Consider the following 17,524-nt stretch of genomic DNA (forward strand, 5'->3'; position numbering starts at 1 on the left):
TTGAGAAATCGTTGATCCAACTGTCAATTGGATTTCGACAAGCGTGTACTGTAAAAAGACCATTCCAACAAAGAAGGAGCGAACCATGAACGACGAGACATTCAATCTGAGCTTGCGCAAGTTCTTGAAGATGGTGGGTGTGAGTTCTCAAGGGGAAATTGAAAAGGCGGTCGCACGCGCACTGGCTGAAAAGGCAATTAATGGGGCCGAGACCTTGCCGGCAACGATGACCCTCGACATTCCCGGTATCCACCTGAACGTAAAGTTCGAGGGGAAAATCGCACTGGAGTAGCCGACGTTTTCGGACTGGAAGAGTCTTACTCAGGTCCAAGCGGCTGCTCTTGGCCGCGCAGGTCCGTACCTGGAGAGTTGCAAGCGCGGAACTGCAACTGCGCGACCGTGTAAGCTGTCGTCATGGACTCCCTAATTGCCGCCTCCGCACGCGCACTTGCCACCGGCGACGCGCTCGGCGCCCTGAAGCGGGTCGCCCTGCGCGACGACCCGCCGGCACTGGCCTTGCGCGGCATCGCCATGGCACAGCTCGGTGAGCACCCGCGCGCCCGCGAACTCCTTCGGCGCGCTGCCCGTGGCTTCGGCACCCACGAGGAACTGGCGCGCGCTCGCTGCGTCGTTGCGGAGGCCGAGGTGGCGCTGGCCATGCGCGACCTCGGCGGCTCGCCGCGCTCGCTGGCGGCAGCCTCGGCAACGCTTGAGGCGCATGCCGATCGCGCCAACGCGCTGCACGCGCGGCTCATTGCAGCGCGCCGGCTCTTGCTGCTCGGCCGCCTCGACGAGGCTGCGGCCGCACTAGCGCGGCTTGATGCGCGTGACCTGCCCCCGTCGCTGGTGGCGGTGGCCGAGCTGACCGCGGCCGAGCTTGCGCTACGCTCGCTGCACATTGGCGCGGCGCGGACGGCGCTCGCACGTGCGCACGAAGCGGCCGATCGCGCACGCGTTCCAGCGCTCCTGGCCGAAGTGGCGGAAGCGCGGGCTGCTCTGGAGCGCCCTGCCGCCCGACGCCTCGACGCCGCCGGCGAACAAGCGCTGCGCCTCGACGAGGTCTCGGCGCTCCTGGCCTCGGAGGCGCTGGTGGTCGACGCCTGTCGTCACCGGCTGGGCGTCGGCACCGCGTGGCAGCCGCTGGCGCGCCGGCCGGTGCTGTTCGCGTTGGCGCGCGCGCTCGCCGAGGCATGGCCTGGCGATGCCGACCGGGAAGCCCTGATCGCATGCGCATTCCGAATACGACGCCCCAACGAGTCACATCGGGCGCGCCTAAGGGTCGAGATCGGCCGTCTGCGCGCGCTCGTCACGGCGCTGGCACATATCGAAGCCACCGCACGAGGCTTCGTTCTCCGGCCGCGCGGTGAACGCGCCGTCGTCGTGCTGGCGCCCCCCATCGACGGCGATCAGGCATCGCTGGTGGCATTGCTCTCCGATGGCGCGCCGTGGTCGACCTCTGCCCTGGCACTCGCCTTGGGGGCGAGCCAGCGTACCGTCCAGCGCGCACTCGCCGAGCTTGAGGCCGTCGGACGGGTGCGCTCAATCGGGCGGGCGCGGGCGCGTCGCTGGCTGTCGCCACCGCTGGCAGAATTCACGACGATCTTGTTACTCCCGGCTGCGCTGTCGATTGTGTAGAGTTGTCTTACGGCGCCTACCCAGGCGCGCCACAAGGAGCCATCAATGACCAGCAAGACAAGCAAAGACACACCCCGGGCCACGGCGTGTGCAGCCGAGATCGTACGCGAGTATGGTCCTTTCGCCGGCGCCGACCGCGTACACGGCGTTACCTACGATGGCCAGCATGTCTGGGCCGCCACCGGAACCAGATTGATTGCCTTCGATCCCGAGAGCGGCGAGTCCAGGCGCACGCTCGACCGCGCCTGCGATGCCGGCACCGCCTTCGACGGCAAGTACCTCTATCAGATTGCCGAGGCACGCATCGACAAGATCGATCCCGCCACCGGCGACGTGGTGGCATCGATCCCGGCGCCCGGCCACGGGCTCGACTCGGGGCTTACCTGGGCAGAAGGTAGTCTGTGGGTAGGCCAGTACCGGGATCGCAAGATCCACCAGATCGACCCGGCGACCGGCGCCATCAGGCGCACCATCGAGTCCAACCGCTTCGTCACCGGCGTGACCTGGGTCGACGGCGAGCTGTGGCACGGAACCTGGGAAGGAGATGACAGCGACATCCGCCGAATCGACCCGCAGAGCGGCGCCGTGCTCGAGCGGCTCGAGCTGCCGCGCGGTACCGGGGTCAGCGGGCTCGAATCCGACGGAGCCGATCTCTTTTATTGCGGCGGCGGAGAGAGCGGAAAGGTCCGCGCCGTGCGGCGTCCGAAAGGCGCATCGGACTCAGCACCTTAGGACCCGCTTCTGTCAGCCGACCGAAGACGAGCGCACCCGCCACCAGAATGGTTGGAGCGGCGCATTGACGAAACGATGAAACGCAAACGGCTCTTCGAGCCAAGGAGCAGTCCATGAACACCCCCATTGACGAAGTGAGCACCATGAACCATCCCGTCGTGTCCAGGGACAGATGGATTGCCGAGCGCAAGACGCTGCTGGCGCACGAAAAGGAACTGACGCGCCTGCACGACCAGATCGCCCGCGAGCGTCGCGCTTTGCCATGGGTACACATTGATAAGAACTATGTCTTCGACGGGCTCGAAGGCCGGCGCACGCTCGCCGACCTGTTCGAAGGGCGACGCCAGCTGCTGGTGCAGCACTTCATGTTCGGCCCGGGGTGGGAGCAAGGTTGCAAGAGCTGCTCCTTCATGGCCGACCACATCGACGGCATGAACGTGCACCTGGCGCATCGCGACGTCACGCTACTGGTCGTCTCGCGCGCGCCGCTGGCCGAGATCGAGCGCTTTCGCCAGCGCATGGGCTGGCAATTCAAGTGGGTGTCCTCGCATGGCAGCGACTTCAACCACGATTTCGGCGTCAGCTTCACGCCGGAAGAACAAGCCAAGGGCGAGGTCCCCTACAACTACGTCATGCAGTCGTTCCCGATGGAAGAAGCGCCTGGCATCAGCATTTTCTACAAGGACTACGCTGGCGAAATCTTTCACACCTACTCGACCTATGGACGCGGCGTGGAGGTGATGATGGGCACGTATAACCTGCTCGATCTCACACCCAAGGGCCGTGATGAACACAATTCGGTCGACACCATGGATTGGGTGCGGCACCACGATCGCTACGAGCCGGTACCGGTCGCGAAGCCGGCGCCTGCGGCCAGCTCGTGCTGCCATGCGCGCGCCTGAAGGACGACACCCTCATTCAGAGGGCGCTCCGGCTTAGCTCCTGATTGCCACCCTGGCCGCAGCCAGATCCCATGCTGCCTGGCCGACCGTCTTGAAAACAGGAATAGCCGTTGGATGTGGCACTTTGCCTGAAAGGAGGTCGCCCAATTGGACGACACCAGTCCAATCGACGTTTGCCTGAATCAGGTCGCCGGCCTCATGCTTCGCACCATCCAAGTCGTCGACAATAATTTGCCGGGCATGCAGCAGCTCAGGCGGAAACTCCGCCATATTCGGCTTGAATGCACCTACTCCAATGGCAAGTGTACTGGGTGGGATCTTTGCCGGAATCACCGGAACAGTCGAGGTCGTCAGCGCGATGATTACGTCGGTTTCTGGGACCTCCTGCTTGAGCGATTCGGCGGCAAACGCCTGCACATTCAATCCCCCATGCCGTTGTCCCAGAGCAGATGCAAACGATTCGGCACCTGCGTGGGTAAAGCCGGCAATCCAGAACTTCGACACACCGAAATACTCGACGAGTGCATCAGCATGGGCGGCGGCTTGCGTCCCGGTGCCAATGATGAGCGCTGAGGCAGGCTTTTGGCGAGCCAGCGTTTCAATACCCAGGAGCGTCATGGCAGCAGTCCTGCGGGCAGTGACCGTGGGGCCGTCCAGCAGGGCAAGCCTGCGGCCTGTCGCCGTATCAAAGACCACGACTTCACCTTGAATTGCTGGCAGTTGGTGTTGGGCGTTGTTGCCGTGAACGGTGATCAGCTTGGTGGCACTGACGTCACTGCCGATTGCGGGCATGCATAACAGCACGCTGGCGGCGTCAATGGTCACTACTTGGCGTTCCGGCGCAACAATAGTGCCGGCGGCCAGTTCCTTGGCTGCTTCGGCAACAGCGGGAACGAGTTTGGAATAAGGAAGTGCCTGGACCGTCTGGTCTCGATTGAAAATTTGCATGAGACGTCATTATCGAAAGAAGAAACCAGTGGGGAACGGGTCGGAGTCCTCCAACACCCACTGATTGAAACCGCTGATGTGCGCGGTGCCCGTGACTTCTGTGATGGCTGCGTCAAGCTCGCCGACCCGTGCAGATTCGGTCACGCGGACCGTGAAGCTACTGCCGACGATACTGCCGTTGACGTAGGCCTGATCAAGCGGAAGTGCGCCGCGCAAATAAAGCTGTGCGGCGCGTCCCGACGTGCCTGTTCCGGTAGGAGAGCGGTCAACCTCCCGATCAGCGAAGATACAGACATTCGACTGGTCAACGCCAGCCCGATTTGGCGCGCCGTCGATGATGGTCCCATACAGCTCGTTCAGGCCTGGTTCCAGTGGATGCTGGATCTTGACCTTGGCTTTCACGGCCGCTTTCGTTTCAGCGCCAAGCTGGATCAGTGAGCGGACCAGATCGGGCCGGATTTCAAGGCCAGCCTGTTTGCCATTGATGTAGTAATAGAACGCCCCGCCGAAGACAATGTCGCCGACGATACGCCCAAACGATGGTGTGTCAACTTCAACATCCCGCATGAGGATGAAGGCAGGAACGTTCCTGAACGTGACCGCACCGGCGCGTACTCCATCCCATTCGACGTGAGCCTCGATGAAGCCAGCCGGCGAGTCGAAACCGATACGCGTGGTCGGGCTCTGTCGTTCGACATAACCCATTTCGACCAGCACTTTGCCCAGTGCGATGATGCCGTGACCGCACATGTCGCTATACCCCTCGTTGTGAATGAAAATCACACCGAAGTCCGCATCAGGCGTCGTAGGCGGGAGCAAGTACGCGCCATACATATCCGCGTGGCCGCGTGGTTCGTTCATCAGGAACTGCCGGAGGTCATCCCGGTTTTCCTTGAGCCATGCGCGTTTTTCCAGGATGTTCTTCCCGGGTATCGGCGGCATGCCGGATGTGAGAATGCGCAACGGCTCGCCGCCGGTATGTGCGTCAATGGTTTGGATCGTACGAAGAAAATTGAGCATTGTTCACTTGTCATTGAATATGTGGAGGGGTTTGCACCCCGACGCATTTGGTTTTAGTATAACCAGATTGGTATTTATATAGAGCCAAATATAATATGTTTATTGATAGCGGCCACAAACTTTCTGCTTCCCTAAAGGCCCCTCAGCTATACGAATTGGTAGCTGAGCGACTGAAAAACCTGATTCTTGATGGGACGTACCCGCCTGGAACGCGCCTTCCGGCTGAGCGCCAATTGGCATCGTCGTTGGGCGTAGGACGCGCCGCTGTGCGTGAAGCAATGGCGGAACTGGTGAATCAAGGCGTCATCCAGACCAAGCGAAATTCCGGATCGTATGTCTTGCAAGAAGCAATGGAGGTGATCCGGCAGACAAAGGCAGTTGTAAGCCCAGACACCAGCCCTTTGTCGACCTTGGCGGCTAGATTAGCGATCGAGCCGTTGATTGCTCAATTTGCCGCGGCGATTGGGAAACGTGATGCGGAGCTGGAGCGGCTTTTAGACTTGATGGAATCAGTCAGCAACTTGGCTGATCCGAGACAACGGCACGAATGGAATGAGCACGATCGGCAATTCCATGAGCGAATTGCGTTGATGACTGCAAACCCCGTCATGATTGGTATTGCCAACGTGATCGCGACTGCCGTGGACGAGCCGTTATGGCGGCAGCTACGCGATACTGGCATTCATGATCCCGCTCGCGCCCGTCTGTATGTGTATGAACACCGGTTGATTTATGAAGCCATTGCAACCGGCAACCAGGAAGCGGCCGGCTTTTATGTTCGGCAACATCTGGAACGAGTTCAAAAGGACATGCTCACTTTTGGCTAGGAGTCTTCCACTCGCTGCCTGGTGATATCGACCCGTTATAGCCTTTGGACTTTCCTAAAAGCGGACGTTTAACGCCTGAATTAAGCCGAGCCCTTCTATACCCACCGCTTCACGGCATCTGCAGTGTCGCTTGGCTTGGTGTTGAAGCAAATCCGCGCGTCAGGTGCGTACTCATGAATGATATTGATGATCTTCTCAAAGAGAAGAAAGTGCGTGTCAACTGTCCTAACTCCCGCACCAACCATGACGCAGTCGTATTTCTTGGCCTTCAGCTCGTTCCGTAGCACGTCCTCTGCTGTATCGCCAAAGTCAGTAAGGCAAAGCGAAGCGTCATACCCTAGTGCGGCAAGGCTCCTTACTCCGGTGTTTAGCCCTTCCAAGACCTTGTCCGCGTTCAAGCCAGGGAAGGCTGCGAAGTCAGGAGCGGAGAAGTCAATCAACTGAGGCTGCAGGCCAACAATTAGCACGTGCTTCGAGGTTGTCATGGTTTGTTCCTACGTGATGAGCATGAAGCCCAGATGATGACGGTGAGACGCGTCGTTTAACACGAACACCCTGCAGGCTCATAACCCGCATTCCTATTCGCTTTCCGCCGATTGCCTGTATCCATCCACAGGTTTAACAGAACCGACAAACCACGCAATGTAACAGGGCCAGAGAAGCGTCACATTTATAGCATATCTGGCTTGCAGGAATGGCCCGCTTTATGGAATACCAGTAACTGACAGCAATTGGCCGGCGTATGCCTCATCGAGCCTCGACTTTTCCGGAAAGCGGACACGGTAACGATTGAGAGCGTTGGAAATTCCGAGTTGTTGCCAAATAACGGAGCAAGCTTTTAGTCGTCACATAAGCTCCAGTTTGCATAAAACGGTCAGATATGTGCCGGGCCTTCCAACATCTATACAAAGTAGTTTTGTAGCGTCCGGTCAGGCCATTTCGGTTTCCGGCCTCTTTACGGTAGTAACGAGCTTGCTCATCGCAATCATTGCGGGGCGTTTCGACCGACGCCATGTACTCATCCATATTTCCGTTGCCGCAACGCTGATAGGCGACAGGCTCAGAGCGCGCAGATGATGGTACTTGCATCTATCGATTCAGTGCGGCAATAAAGCCGTAACAGGCAACTTGCCTTTGATGTGAGGATGGCTAAGCTGACTTGTTATCGGTGCGATACGGTGTGAATCACGGCTCATCACAGGGCCTGTTTTCTCGACGATCTTAGGAGCAACACAATGACCGAATTCAATCCGTCACGGTGGAATTTACTCAAAGCCACTGCAGTGGCGACCAGCGGCGCCGCGATCGTAGGACGGCTGGCCCCCGAGGCAGGAGCTGCACCTGTCGCGCAACCGGCACAGCCGCCGCAGGCGACGACGCCAGCAACCATGAACGTTCTACTGCGTGTCAACGGTACCGAACACCAGTTGATGATCGATCCGCGCATCACGCTTCTCGATGCACTACGTGAATGCCTGCATCTGACCGGCAGCAAGAAAGGATGCGACCAGGGCCAGTGCGGCGCCTGCACCGTCATTGTCGACGGGCGCCGCATCACCTCTTGCCTCGCGCTGGCCGTGATGCAGCAAGGACATGACATCACGACGATCGAGGGCTTGGGGACGCCGGTGAATCTGCATCCCATGCAGGCGGCCTTCATCAAGCACGACGGCTACCAATGCGGCTTCTGTACGCCTGGCCAGATCTGCTCTGCCGTTGCCATGCTTGATGAAGTCAAAGCCGGAATCCCTAGTCATGCCACCACCGATCTGACCCAGCCGCCTGCAGCGACGACCGAAGAGTTTCGTGAGCGGATGAGCGGCAACATCTGCCGGTGCGGTGCTTATTCGAATATTCAGGAGGCGATCGCTGAGGTCGCGGGGGTGAAAGCATGAAGCCTTTTACCTATGAGAGAGCTGCCTCGCCCGCCGAAGCGGCGGCGGCAGCGGCCCGGACCACAGGGGCAAGGTTTATTGCCGGCGGTACCAACCTGCTCGACCTGATGAAGCTGCAAATCGAAACGCCATCGCATTTGATCGATGTGAATGACCTTGGCCTGGACAAGATCGAGCAAACCATGGAGGGCGGATTGCGGATCGGTGCGCTGGTGCGCAATACCGATCTGGCTGCAGATGAGCGCGTGCGGCGCGACTACGCTGTGTTGTCACGTGCGCTGCTTTCCGGCGCATCGGGTCAGTTGCGCAATCAGGCCACAACGGCTGGAAACCTGCTTCAGCGTACCCGGTGCCCTTATTTCTACGACACCAATCAGCCATGCAACAAACGCCAGCCCGGCACTGGCTGCGGGGCAATTGGCGGATATAGCCGGCATCACGCCATCGTCGGTACAAGCGATGCTTGCATTGCCACGCACCCAAGCGATATGGCAGTGGCGATGCGTGTGCTCGATGCGGCCGTCGAGACGATGCGCCCTAACGGATCAACGCGCACCATTCCGATTGCCGACTTTCACCGCCTGCCTCGCAATACGCCGCATATTGAGAATGCACTTGAGCCGGGTGAATTGATCACTGCCGTCACGCTGCCCCAGCCAGTGGGCGGCACGCAGGTGTACCGGAAGGTACGTGACCGCGCTTCCTATGCTTTTGCGCTGGTGTCGGTGGCGGCCATCGTTCAGCAGGATGGCACCGGGAGGGTCGCGCTCGGGGGCGTTGCACACAAGCCATGGCGGGTGGAAGGCGCCGAACATGACATGCCGCGTGGAGCAAGGGCCGTCACAAGCCGGCTTCTCGCCGACGCACGCACGACGCACAACAACGCATTCAAGGTTCCCCTGGTAGAGCGCACGCTCGCGTCCATCCTTAACAAAGCATAGGTTTGAGCCATGAAATTCGACACTCCTGCCGGTAATAATCCGATCGACCAGCTCAAAGTCATCGGACAGCCTGTTGATCGCATCGATGGCCCGCCCAAGACGACCGGAACAGCCCCCTATGCCTATGACCGATACGACGTGGTGCCGAATCAGGCATACGGGTATGTGCTGGGCTCGGCGATCGCGAAAGGCCGTATTCTTTCAATGGACCTGACGGCCGCAAAAACATCTCCGGGCGTCATTACTATCGTCAACGCGCAAAATGCCGGAAAGCTTGTGAAAGGCGATTTGAATACCGCCCGGTTATTGGGTGGACCTGACATTCAACACTACCACCAGGCCATTGCAGTAGTTGTTGCCGAGACCTTTGAGCAGGCACGCGCAGCGGCCGAGCTTGTACGCGTGGACTACGTACGTTCAAAGGGCACGTATGACCTGACTGCGGTAAAGGGCAAGGCGACCCCGGCGGACGTCTTTAACGCCGCTGGAGAAACGTCGGTTGGCAACTTCATGGGTTCCTTCGCTCCAGCGGCTGTACAGCTGGATGCGATGTATTCGACTGCGCACGAATCCCACTCTATGCTGGAGCCGCATGCAACAGTTGCTGCTTGGGACGGCGGCGAGCTGACCTTGTGGACCTCCAATCAGATGATCGCCTGGGCCGTGAGCGACATGGCTAAGACGCTGGGAATATCGAAGGAAAAGATCCGTGTCCTCTCACCCTACGTCGGTGGCGGCTTCGGCGCGAAACTCTTCCTGCGCTCCGATGCTTTGATGGCGGCGCTCGCAGCCCGCGCCGCCCGGCGTCCCGTCAAAGTCGCATTACAGCGTGCCCTGATTCCAAACAATACGGTTCACCGCTCGGCGACGATCCAGCGCGTGCGGATCGGCGCCACCAGGGATGGAAAGATTACTGCCATCGGACATGAAAGCTGGTCCGGCAACCTGCCGGGCGGCGGTCTTGAGGCTGGCGCCGTGCAGACGCGGGCGCTCTATGCAGGAGCCAACCGCATGACATCGAACCGGCTTGCAGTGCTCGACCTTCCCGAAGCGAATGCAATGCGTGCGCCAAACGAGGCCCCCGGCCTTGCAGTATTGGAAATTGCGATGGACGAGATGGCCGAAAAACTGGCGATGGACCCCATTGATTTTCGCATCAGGAACGATACGCAAGTGGTTCCGGATTTCCCGGCCACACCTGGATCAAGCGACCCGCAGTCCAAGAAAGCGGAGCAGACGGAAAAACCCAATCCGCATCCGCCGTTCTCGAAGCGGCAACTGGTGCAGTGCTTCCAGATCGGCGCGCAACGCTTTGGCTGGGACAGGCGCAATCCGAAACCGGGTCAGGTGCGCGATGGGCGATGGTTCATCGGAATGGGAGTGGCATCGGCCTTCCGCGACAATCTCGTGACTAAGTCGGCGGCAAGGGTGCGATTGGACAATCAGGGCGCCGTGACCGTTGAAACCGACATGACGGATATCGGGACCGGCAGCTATACCATCATTGCGCAGACGGCGGCCGAGATGTTGGGCGTACCGTTGAACAAGGTAAGAGTGCGATTGGGTGATTCGAGCTTTCCGGTGTCATGCGGCTCGGGCGGACAATGGGGTGGCAACAGCTCAACCTCCGGCGTTTATGCGGCTTGCATGAAACTGCGCGAAGCGGTCGCACAGAAGGCAGGACTCAGCGCCACCGACGCCGTCTTCTCAGATGGCCACATCCGGTCGGGGTCGCGCAGCATTGCGCTGGCCGACCTGGCTGGTGGCCGGGGTCTCGTTGCGGAGGATGTGATCGAATTTGACAAGCTGAACGCGCAATACCAGCAATCGACCTTCGGTGCGCACTTCGTCGAGGTCGGTGTCGATGCTGTGACCGGAGAGATCCGCGTGCGGCGCATGCTCGCAGTCTGTGCGGCAGGACGCATCCTCAATCCCAAGACAGCGCGCAGCCAGGTGATTGGTGCCATGACCATGGGTGTGGGAGCCGCACTGATGGAACATCTGGCGGTGGATACCCGGTATGGCTTCTTCGTCAATCATGACCTCGCCGGATATGAGGTTCCCGTGCACGCCGACATTCCCCATCAGGAGGTGATTTTCCTCGATGAGACCGATCCCGTTTCATCTCCGATGAAGGCAAAAGGCGTCGGAGAACTCGGCATGTGCGGTATCGCGGCAGCCGTGGCGAACGCGGTCTACAACGCCACGGGGGTGCGGGTGCGCGATTACCCAATCACGCTTGACAAACTGATCGAGAAAATGCCGCCGCCAGTCTGAACTGGATTTTTCAGCACAGCCGAAGCCAGCGGCGGCGCGAGCGCCTGCTGCAGCACTTTGACTTCACGCATGACGAACCCGTTCAGGCCAGCTGGAATACTGCATAGTTCTACTGCGTCACAAAACATCACTGTCCATTTCCCTCCCCCTACGCCGGGCGCCCCTGCAAGGGGGAGCACGTTCGTGACGCAGTAGGAATAGAAGCGCAGCAATTTCTACCCAAGGTCATGTACTGAAATTCCGTGTATTGAAACCGCGCGACATCGGAACCGTTGCGTGACCATGACAGGACACATCGTTTTAACTTCAACAATCTACTAGGAGAAAGACATGACGCATCTCAGCATCCGGGTATTGCCGCTCATCCTGCTTGCCTCATCGGGTTTATATGCGGGCGCAGCCAGTTCTGCAAATGAAACACCCCGACCTGAAAATGCCAGGCAGCCGCAGGTGATCACCCGGCCTGGATCTCAGGCCTCCGTCAAAGGCCCGCCTGAGTACTTCACTGGCAGCGTCCGTGTCGATCCTATGTTTGCGGCGAAAGATCCTGCTCCTTACTCTGGTGCGATGGTGACCTTCGAGCCCGGCGCCCGGTCCGCATGGCATACGCATCCTGCTGGCCAATATCTGGTTGTGACCTCAGGCGTGGGCTGGACCCAGGAATGGGGTGGGTCGGTGGCGGAGATCCGTGCCGGCGACGTGATCTGGTGTCCGCCCGGTGTCAAACACTGGCATGGTGCCGCGCCTACAACGGCAATGTCACATATCGCACTCACGGGAACGCTCAACGGCAAGAACGTTGAATGGATGGAGAAAGTCAGCGACGAGCAATACCGCAAATGAGACGGATAGTCAAAGTCAGGCCAGGACATTGAAAGGTTACGGATATGAACGCTTTTACTGCAACCGCCACGTTAATCATGCTCATGGCTACGGCCTCGGTGCATGGACAGGCGTCAGCTTCAGGAAAGGGGATAACTACCATGCAATCGCTGGATGATGTCCGGGCGGTCGCACCGGCTCTAGAAAAGTACGGGCAAGGCCGACTTTTTGGCGAAGTATGGAGGCGTCTCGATTTGTCGCCGCGAGACCGCAGTGTCGTCACGATGGCAGCCCTCATCGCGCGGAACCAGCCGGCTGAGATGCAGTACCACCTCAATCTGGCGCTCGATAACGGCGTCAAGCCTGGCGAAATCTCCGAGATCATCACACATCTCGCCTTCTACGCCGGGTGGGGAAACGCGATGGCTGCCGTGAGTCATGCGCAAGAAGTCTTCTCCGGGCGCAGTATCAAGGCCGACCAGCTGCCTCCCGCCACAGACAAGCCCCTCCCACTTGATAAAGCTGCGGAGGCACAACGGGCAGCGCGAGTCGAGCAAGACTTCGGTGCAGTGTCTCCAGGAGTTGTTCAGTACACAGCCGAGGTCTTGTTCCGCGATTTGTGGCTGCGTCCCGGTCTTGCACCGCGTGACCGCAGCCTGATAACGGTAAGCGCGCTCATTGCCTCCGGGCAGGTCGCACAGGTTCCGTATCACCTGAATCGAGCAATGGACAATGGCCTGACGCAGCCGCAGGCATCGGAGATGCTCACGCACCTGGCGTTCTATGCGGGCTGGCCGAATGTGTTCTCGGCGTTGCCAGTGGCAAAGAGTGTGTTCGATAAGCGCCCGCTGCAACAGCCAAGTAATGGCATGGCAATTTCCTCACACGCGCCGGATCTCCTAAAGGCGATTTAAGATGTCCTATGTGCAAGCGCGATATCCAGACTCTCTTAAAGAGAGCTAACAGATAGTCGTCGCAGAAGGGTCGGACGTGTTTCCCGCCATCCAACACAGCTACCTGCCTGTTGGATGCCAGCCGTCACTCGCGGCTCCCGTCTCGTTACTTCGAAACAGCCGCAGCGCAGCCTACAGATTCATATTTTTCAAACACTTGAATGGTTGTTCGCCGATCACCGGAGATGGCTGGCACGGACCCTGCAGCGCTGGTCGGGTGCGCACAACCAGATAGCGCGACCGATACGTTCGTTCAGGAGAACTGCAATGAAAACCCTCATCATCAAAGACCTGCCCCGCAACGAAGAACTGGATGCCAAGGCAATGGCATCTGTCCTCGGTGGAAATCTCGGTCCGGGAGCATCCTCGGCCTCGATGACCGCGCAACGAGTCCCGGTGCCGCCGTATGAACGGGGATACCTCGTGGGCTGGGTGATTAACACCGCCGACAGGCCAATAAAATTTGATGCTCTGATTGGCGACGCCGTATTGCGCGCCACCGATGGGGCGACCTCCGCCTATAACGGCATACCGATCCAGGTCTACTGACGGGAAGTCCTGTTCCGAGTTTTATGGAATAGAGCGGTCGGGCGATGCGCCATGTTTGTCCATTTGCACCCACAGCGCGTATCGCCGAGCGGCGTGCGCAGGCGGGCAAAACCCGCCGAAGCATATCCGCTCGATGGAAGGATTGAGCATCATGGCGCTGCAGGACGGTGCTTTCCTACTCGTCGGTAAGGACCTGCTGAGCCACGTTGTCGACCACCACGGGACTGTCGAAGTAGGTGACGGTTGGATCAGTGCCGTACTTCTCTCGGACGAATGAACGCCATGACTCCGTGTACATGGCTTCCGCCTCTGACCTCGAATTCCAAAGGTAGACGCCACCTGCTGTTGCCCCGTCTTGGGAGAGCACGTAATGCTTACTAAACAAACCTTGTACGCCTCGATACTTTGGCGCAGTGCTCAGGAAGATGCGGCGAGCTTCCTCGCGAGTGATCGGCTTTGGCAAGGTGAACGTAGTAAAGACAATAATCATCTGCATCTCCTGTGGTGCTGCGTGAACGATGACCCTAGTCTATAGACAGCCATCCGCGCATCAAGCGGTAAAAATTCATGCCTGACATGAGATATATGCATGGATAAACCCCTTATTGCATTTATCCTCTCTTGATGCGATCCGCGGCTTTGACGGGAAGATGTAGCTGCCAAGATTCGCCAAATCGATCCCGGCTCTCAAAGCACCGTTGTACGGCAAAAGTGGAAACGCCCTCGTGATGTCACAAGGGCGTTATGGCCTTACTTAAGTCGTTCGATCAAGAACAGGTATAACTTGCCGCCTGTTTCGGATCGCCGCTCCTGTAGGTGGCCTTCTGCGGGTACGGGCAGATTGGCTGACTGATCGGCGTCGGACTTCCTGGTAGCGAATTGAGATTAATACGGTCGGGAACAATGCCTTTTTCCACCCAATCCGTCATGAGCTTATACATTTGTCCGGGTACGAACGTAGGCGGGGTAGCAGCTTCATTCGAAGTAGCATTTACAGAGCCATGACCGTTGCCAGGCACCAGAAAAAAGCGATAGAAGTTTTGGACATTAGCCATCCCACCCATCTGATTCAACACCCGGTTGTAATAGTTGACTGAACCTTGCGAGAAAATCAGCTCATCATTGACGCCGTGGTAGTGAAGAATCTTTCCGCCACGATTCTTGAACGCTGTCAGATCAGGATTATCGGTGTTGATATTGGCGAATTGCGGCTGCAGCACGACACCTTGGTCGAATGCATTGGAAAACTGAGAGTATGACAGTGATTTCCAACCGTTTACGCCATTGCCCGTCGCGTTGCGTAAGCCTGGTCCTGCAATCTTGGAGTTTTGCAGTTCCAGTGCAACCATATCTGTTCCAATACTGAATGCCGCATTTGGATTTGCCAAACCAAACGGCAGACCAGTAGCTTTGGTGAAGGACGCTTGATATAGAGAGGTCCCCCGCGGCAAGCCATACCATTTTTGTGCTCCGCTAAGGGTCACATTCCAGCCGTTGTCAATTGCCGGGGCCGGAACATTACCGTCCGCCGTCGGGCCATACCAGATCTTGTTGATAGCCTGGGCTTGAGCGACATTGACGCAGGACGGTGACGTACTGGCCCCCACCACACCGCCATTACCTACTACACCCGGACAAAGAACTTTCGCATCCTTGGTAGGATCGTACCCGCACTGTGATTGATCAAGGATATAGCCAAGGTGCTGTTCACCGACCACATCGCAGGCATTGATGGCTGCGTTGGATACCAAGTCTTGTTGTTCATACGTGGGAATAGGAATTCCCTTGTCAACCAGATCGCGCTGCCAGACGATCTGGGGATAGAGTTCGGCAGTCGTAAACTTCGTCCAGTTGATCGCGGGGACGGCGGAAATAATGCCATCGAAGTCAGCCGGATTGGCCTGAGCTGCTTTCAGCGCTTGGCGGCCGCCTGTGGAGGCACCATCGAAATACGAATACTTCGGTGCAGAACCATAGTAGGCGGTAGCTAGCGCTTTCGCCTTGACGGCCATTTCATGCACGCTGCGCTCGGAGAAATCTCTCCAGAGGACAGTATTAATCGTTCCATCCGGATTCATCGCCCATGAACCGCTACCCGTTGGATCGGTGTGGCCCATATTCTCGGACGCCGTTACAGCTCCTTCAGTCCCGGCAATCGCTGAAGCTCTCCGTACATCGTTCGCGGCACCGATTCCGCTCAGTGCTGTTATCGAACCTTCTGTAGATCCCCCAAAACCACCATTACCAGTCGCATGAAAACGGCCATTCCAGTTTTGTTTCGCGGGAAGCCAGACCTCGATGCCAATACCCGGCGATGTCGATGGCGCGTCGGCCGGGCCGGGATTACCTGGGCCAACGTTAAGCTTGACCAGGCACAGATCATTGGCGGCGGTCGGCGTCGTCGCGGTTGGTGAGCCGGTGAGCAGCAGAGGTTCCCCTTTTTTAAACGCCTTTACTAGCAACACTGTGGTATTGGCATCGGGCTTAAACCCAGTCTTGATGGAATCGTCACAGCTTAAGGTAGTTTGCCCGGCGGTTTGGTCGGGAAGTGAAGTGTTGGTGGTGGCGGTGTCGCTGCCGCAGCCAGACAAGCTGGCGACGTACAGAAGCGTCGCAATCGCCGAAGCGACATGGGAAGCCTTGACGTCATGGTGAATCAAGTTCATAAGCGTCTCCAATGTAATTTTTGGGTTTTTACTACTCTTGCGTAATGCAATCTGACCGACGTTTCGGGATCGGGTGATGGCTTGAGCAGGGGTGAGGAATCAAGCGAAAGATGAAGGTGTCAACATCATCCTAATGCGCTATAGTGCAAACACACCCTGCAAATCAATGGTATAGATGCACTATCCTGCATGCTTCCAGAAAATTGCTCTCTTTTTCCGAAAGCTTGCTGTTTTCAGCCAGTGAAGGGCGGGACCCATATTTCTTAATGGAAAACCAACCATGTCAATCCAACAAATCAGTGCATTGCCGAATTCGCCCATCCAAGTCATGGTCGAAGGAAAGCTGGTGCAACTTGATGAGGCGACAAAGTGTGCAGAAAGTGTGACGCCGCAGCCTGCTCAGCCATGGCATGGGTTTCCGATTGAGTTTCTTTCAGGTAAAGCCAAAAGCGATCAACTTCCTTCCATGTACCATCCAGATGTATTCCTTTGGCATGGAAAAGTTGGATGCGGGATGAGCAGAATGACTTCTGGCTGCTACACCTACGACGCTGTGACTGGCCCTGGCGATACTTTATTCGTGCAAGAAAACTTCGAGATTGACCGATCAAGTTTTCAGACGACCGATTTTGCAGGCATAGCGTTAGCAATTCGACCGGCAGAGCTGAATCTGTTGTTTCCTGAGGAGATAAAAACGCTCAGCCTATCCGGTTTTCAGATCACCAAGGATAAGGCCCTCGACAACCTGTTATCCCTGATGGAGATGGAGATCCGGAATGGATGTCCTTCCGGCAGGCTTTACGCGGAAAGCCTGTCGATCGCTTTGGTCACGTATCTGACGCAGACTTATGCCAACGGCAAGCCGCTCAAAAGTATTGGCAACAAGCTGGCTGGGCAAAATCTACAGAAGGTGAAATCGTATGTCCGGGAAAATCTTGCAAACGAACTGAGTCTCCATAAACTGGCCAGTCTGGTAAATCTAAGTCCGTATCACTTTGCCCGGCTATTCAAAGCAACAATTGGAATGGCGCCGCACAGCTATGTGACGGAACAGCGCATTCAGGAGGCACAGCGCTTACTGAAATCAGATCGGACGATAGCAGAAATTGCCGCCGTAACTGGCTTTGCTTCGCAAGCTCATATGTCAGATGTGTTCCGCCGCCGATTTGGCGTCCCGCCGATCAAATTGCGTAAGCAATGGAACCATAGTTAAGGAACGTGCACGAAATAATTTCCCGATTTGGTTCACGTCTGACGGGCGCGCTGCAGCGTTGCTCGGCGTCGCCATAGCTCGCTATGACTCCTTCTCGCGCCCCTCGGCGGGCCCCTTGCAGCGCATCCCGTCGGACGCGTCCAA

Annotated in this window: 17 protein-coding genes; 12 read left to right on the top strand and 5 right to left on the bottom strand. The window is 57.8% G+C overall.

What is annotated here, in order from left to right; translation table 11 throughout:
• Nucleotides 1-85 precede the first annotated feature (85 nt).
• From D3871_RS16465 to D3871_RS16480, 4 genes are all read left to right on the top strand, one after another.
• Entirely contained in the window at nucleotides 86-292 is a 207-nt protein-coding gene (locus D3871_RS16465; protein WP_119770207.1) for a DUF6494 family protein, read from the top strand.
• A 122-nt stretch (nucleotides 293-414) separates the two neighbouring features.
• Nucleotides 415-1,635, top strand: a complete 1,221-nt coding sequence (locus tag D3871_RS16470; RefSeq protein ID WP_119770208.1) for a helix-turn-helix domain-containing protein — start codon at nucleotides 415-417, stop codon at nucleotides 1,633-1,635.
• A 45-nt stretch (nucleotides 1,636-1,680) separates the two neighbouring features.
• The gene (locus D3871_RS16475; RefSeq protein ID WP_119770209.1) at nucleotides 1,681-2,367 is read left to right on the top strand and encodes a Vgb family protein; all 687 of its coding nucleotides are present in this window, start codon (nucleotides 1,681-1,683) and stop codon (nucleotides 2,365-2,367) included.
• Nucleotides 2,368-2,480: 113 nt separating this feature from the next.
• Complete coding sequence (locus D3871_RS16480; protein WP_119770210.1) at nucleotides 2,481-3,269, top strand: DUF899 domain-containing protein; 789 nt, start codon at nucleotides 2,481-2,483, stop codon at nucleotides 3,267-3,269.
• A 33-nt stretch (nucleotides 3,270-3,302) separates the two neighbouring features.
• Here D3871_RS16480 and D3871_RS16485 read toward each other — a convergent pair whose 3' ends face one another.
• Complete coding sequence (locus D3871_RS16485; RefSeq protein WP_119770211.1) at nucleotides 3,303-4,217, bottom strand: delta(1)-pyrroline-2-carboxylate reductase family protein; 915 nt, start codon at nucleotides 4,215-4,217, stop codon at nucleotides 3,303-3,305.
• 9 nt (nucleotides 4,218-4,226) lie between these two features.
• Nucleotides 4,227-5,237: a trans-3-hydroxy-L-proline dehydratase gene (gene lhpH, locus D3871_RS16490; protein ID WP_119770212.1), complete on the bottom strand. Its 1,011-nt coding sequence runs from the start codon at nucleotides 5,235-5,237 to the stop codon at nucleotides 4,227-4,229.
• Nucleotides 5,238-5,332: 95 nt separating this feature from the next.
• Here lhpH and D3871_RS16495 point away from each other — a divergent pair, with 95 nt between their 5' ends.
• Nucleotides 5,333-6,064, top strand: a complete 732-nt coding sequence (locus D3871_RS16495; RefSeq protein WP_119770213.1) for a FadR/GntR family transcriptional regulator — start codon at nucleotides 5,333-5,335, stop codon at nucleotides 6,062-6,064.
• 95 nt (nucleotides 6,065-6,159) lie between these two features.
• On the opposite strand, the gene D3871_RS16500 is transcribed toward D3871_RS16495, so the two are convergent.
• On the bottom strand, nucleotides 6,160-6,549 hold the full coding sequence (locus D3871_RS16500; protein WP_119770214.1) for a hypothetical protein: 390 nt from the start codon (nucleotides 6,547-6,549) through the stop codon (nucleotides 6,160-6,162).
• Between the two features lie 750 nt (nucleotides 6,550-7,299).
• On the opposite strand from D3871_RS16500, the gene paoA reads away from it, so the two are divergent.
• The 6 genes from paoA to D3871_RS16530 all read left to right on the top strand — a co-directional run bounded on the left by paoA (nucleotide 7,300) and on the right by D3871_RS16530 (nucleotide 13,501).
• A complete protein-coding gene (gene paoA / locus D3871_RS16505) occupies nucleotides 7,300-7,959 on the top strand; it encodes an aldehyde dehydrogenase iron-sulfur subunit PaoA (RefSeq protein WP_119770215.1) in 660 nt (219 codons plus the stop codon).
• Nucleotides 7,956-8,900: an FAD binding domain-containing protein gene (locus tag D3871_RS16510; RefSeq protein WP_119770216.1), complete on the top strand. Its 945-nt coding sequence runs from the start codon at nucleotides 7,956-7,958 to the stop codon at nucleotides 8,898-8,900. The genes paoA and D3871_RS16510 overlap by 4 nt, the downstream gene beginning before the upstream one ends.
• A 9-nt stretch (nucleotides 8,901-8,909) precedes the next feature.
• A complete protein-coding gene (gene paoC, locus D3871_RS16515; RefSeq protein ID WP_119770217.1) occupies nucleotides 8,910-11,177 on the top strand; it encodes an aldehyde oxidoreductase molybdenum-binding subunit PaoC in 2,268 nt (755 codons plus the stop codon).
• Between the two features lie 330 nt (nucleotides 11,178-11,507).
• Nucleotides 11,508-12,020: a (R)-mandelonitrile lyase gene (locus tag D3871_RS16520; protein ID WP_119770218.1), complete on the top strand. Its 513-nt coding sequence runs from the start codon at nucleotides 11,508-11,510 to the stop codon at nucleotides 12,018-12,020.
• A 44-nt stretch (nucleotides 12,021-12,064) separates the two neighbouring features.
• The gene (locus D3871_RS16525) at nucleotides 12,065-12,913 is read left to right on the top strand and encodes a carboxymuconolactone decarboxylase family protein (RefSeq protein ID WP_199724824.1); all 849 of its coding nucleotides are present in this window, start codon (nucleotides 12,065-12,067) and stop codon (nucleotides 12,911-12,913) included.
• 306 nt (nucleotides 12,914-13,219) lie between these two features.
• Entirely contained in the window at nucleotides 13,220-13,501 is a 282-nt protein-coding gene (locus tag D3871_RS16530) for a hypothetical protein (protein WP_119770219.1), read from the top strand.
• 175 nt (nucleotides 13,502-13,676) lie between these two features.
• On the opposite strand, the gene D3871_RS16535 is transcribed toward D3871_RS16530, so the two are convergent.
• Both D3871_RS16535 and D3871_RS16540 read right to left on the bottom strand, forming a co-directional pair.
• A complete protein-coding gene (locus tag D3871_RS16535; protein WP_119770220.1) occupies nucleotides 13,677-13,991 on the bottom strand; it encodes a monooxygenase in 315 nt (104 codons plus the stop codon).
• A 277-nt stretch (nucleotides 13,992-14,268) separates the two neighbouring features.
• Entirely contained in the window at nucleotides 14,269-16,167 is a 1,899-nt protein-coding gene (locus D3871_RS16540; RefSeq protein ID WP_119770221.1) for a tannase/feruloyl esterase family alpha/beta hydrolase, read from the bottom strand.
• 280 nt (nucleotides 16,168-16,447) lie between these two features.
• On the opposite strand from D3871_RS16540, the gene D3871_RS16545 reads away from it, so the two are divergent.
• Nucleotides 16,448-17,380, top strand: a complete 933-nt coding sequence (locus tag D3871_RS16545; RefSeq protein ID WP_119770222.1) for a helix-turn-helix domain-containing protein — start codon at nucleotides 16,448-16,450, stop codon at nucleotides 17,378-17,380.
• The last annotated feature ends 144 nt before the right edge of the window (nucleotides 17,381-17,524 follow it).

Source organism: Noviherbaspirillum saxi, from assembly GCF_003591035.1.
Classification (GTDB): Bacteria; Pseudomonadota; Gammaproteobacteria; order Burkholderiales; family Burkholderiaceae_D; genus Noviherbaspirillum; species Noviherbaspirillum saxi.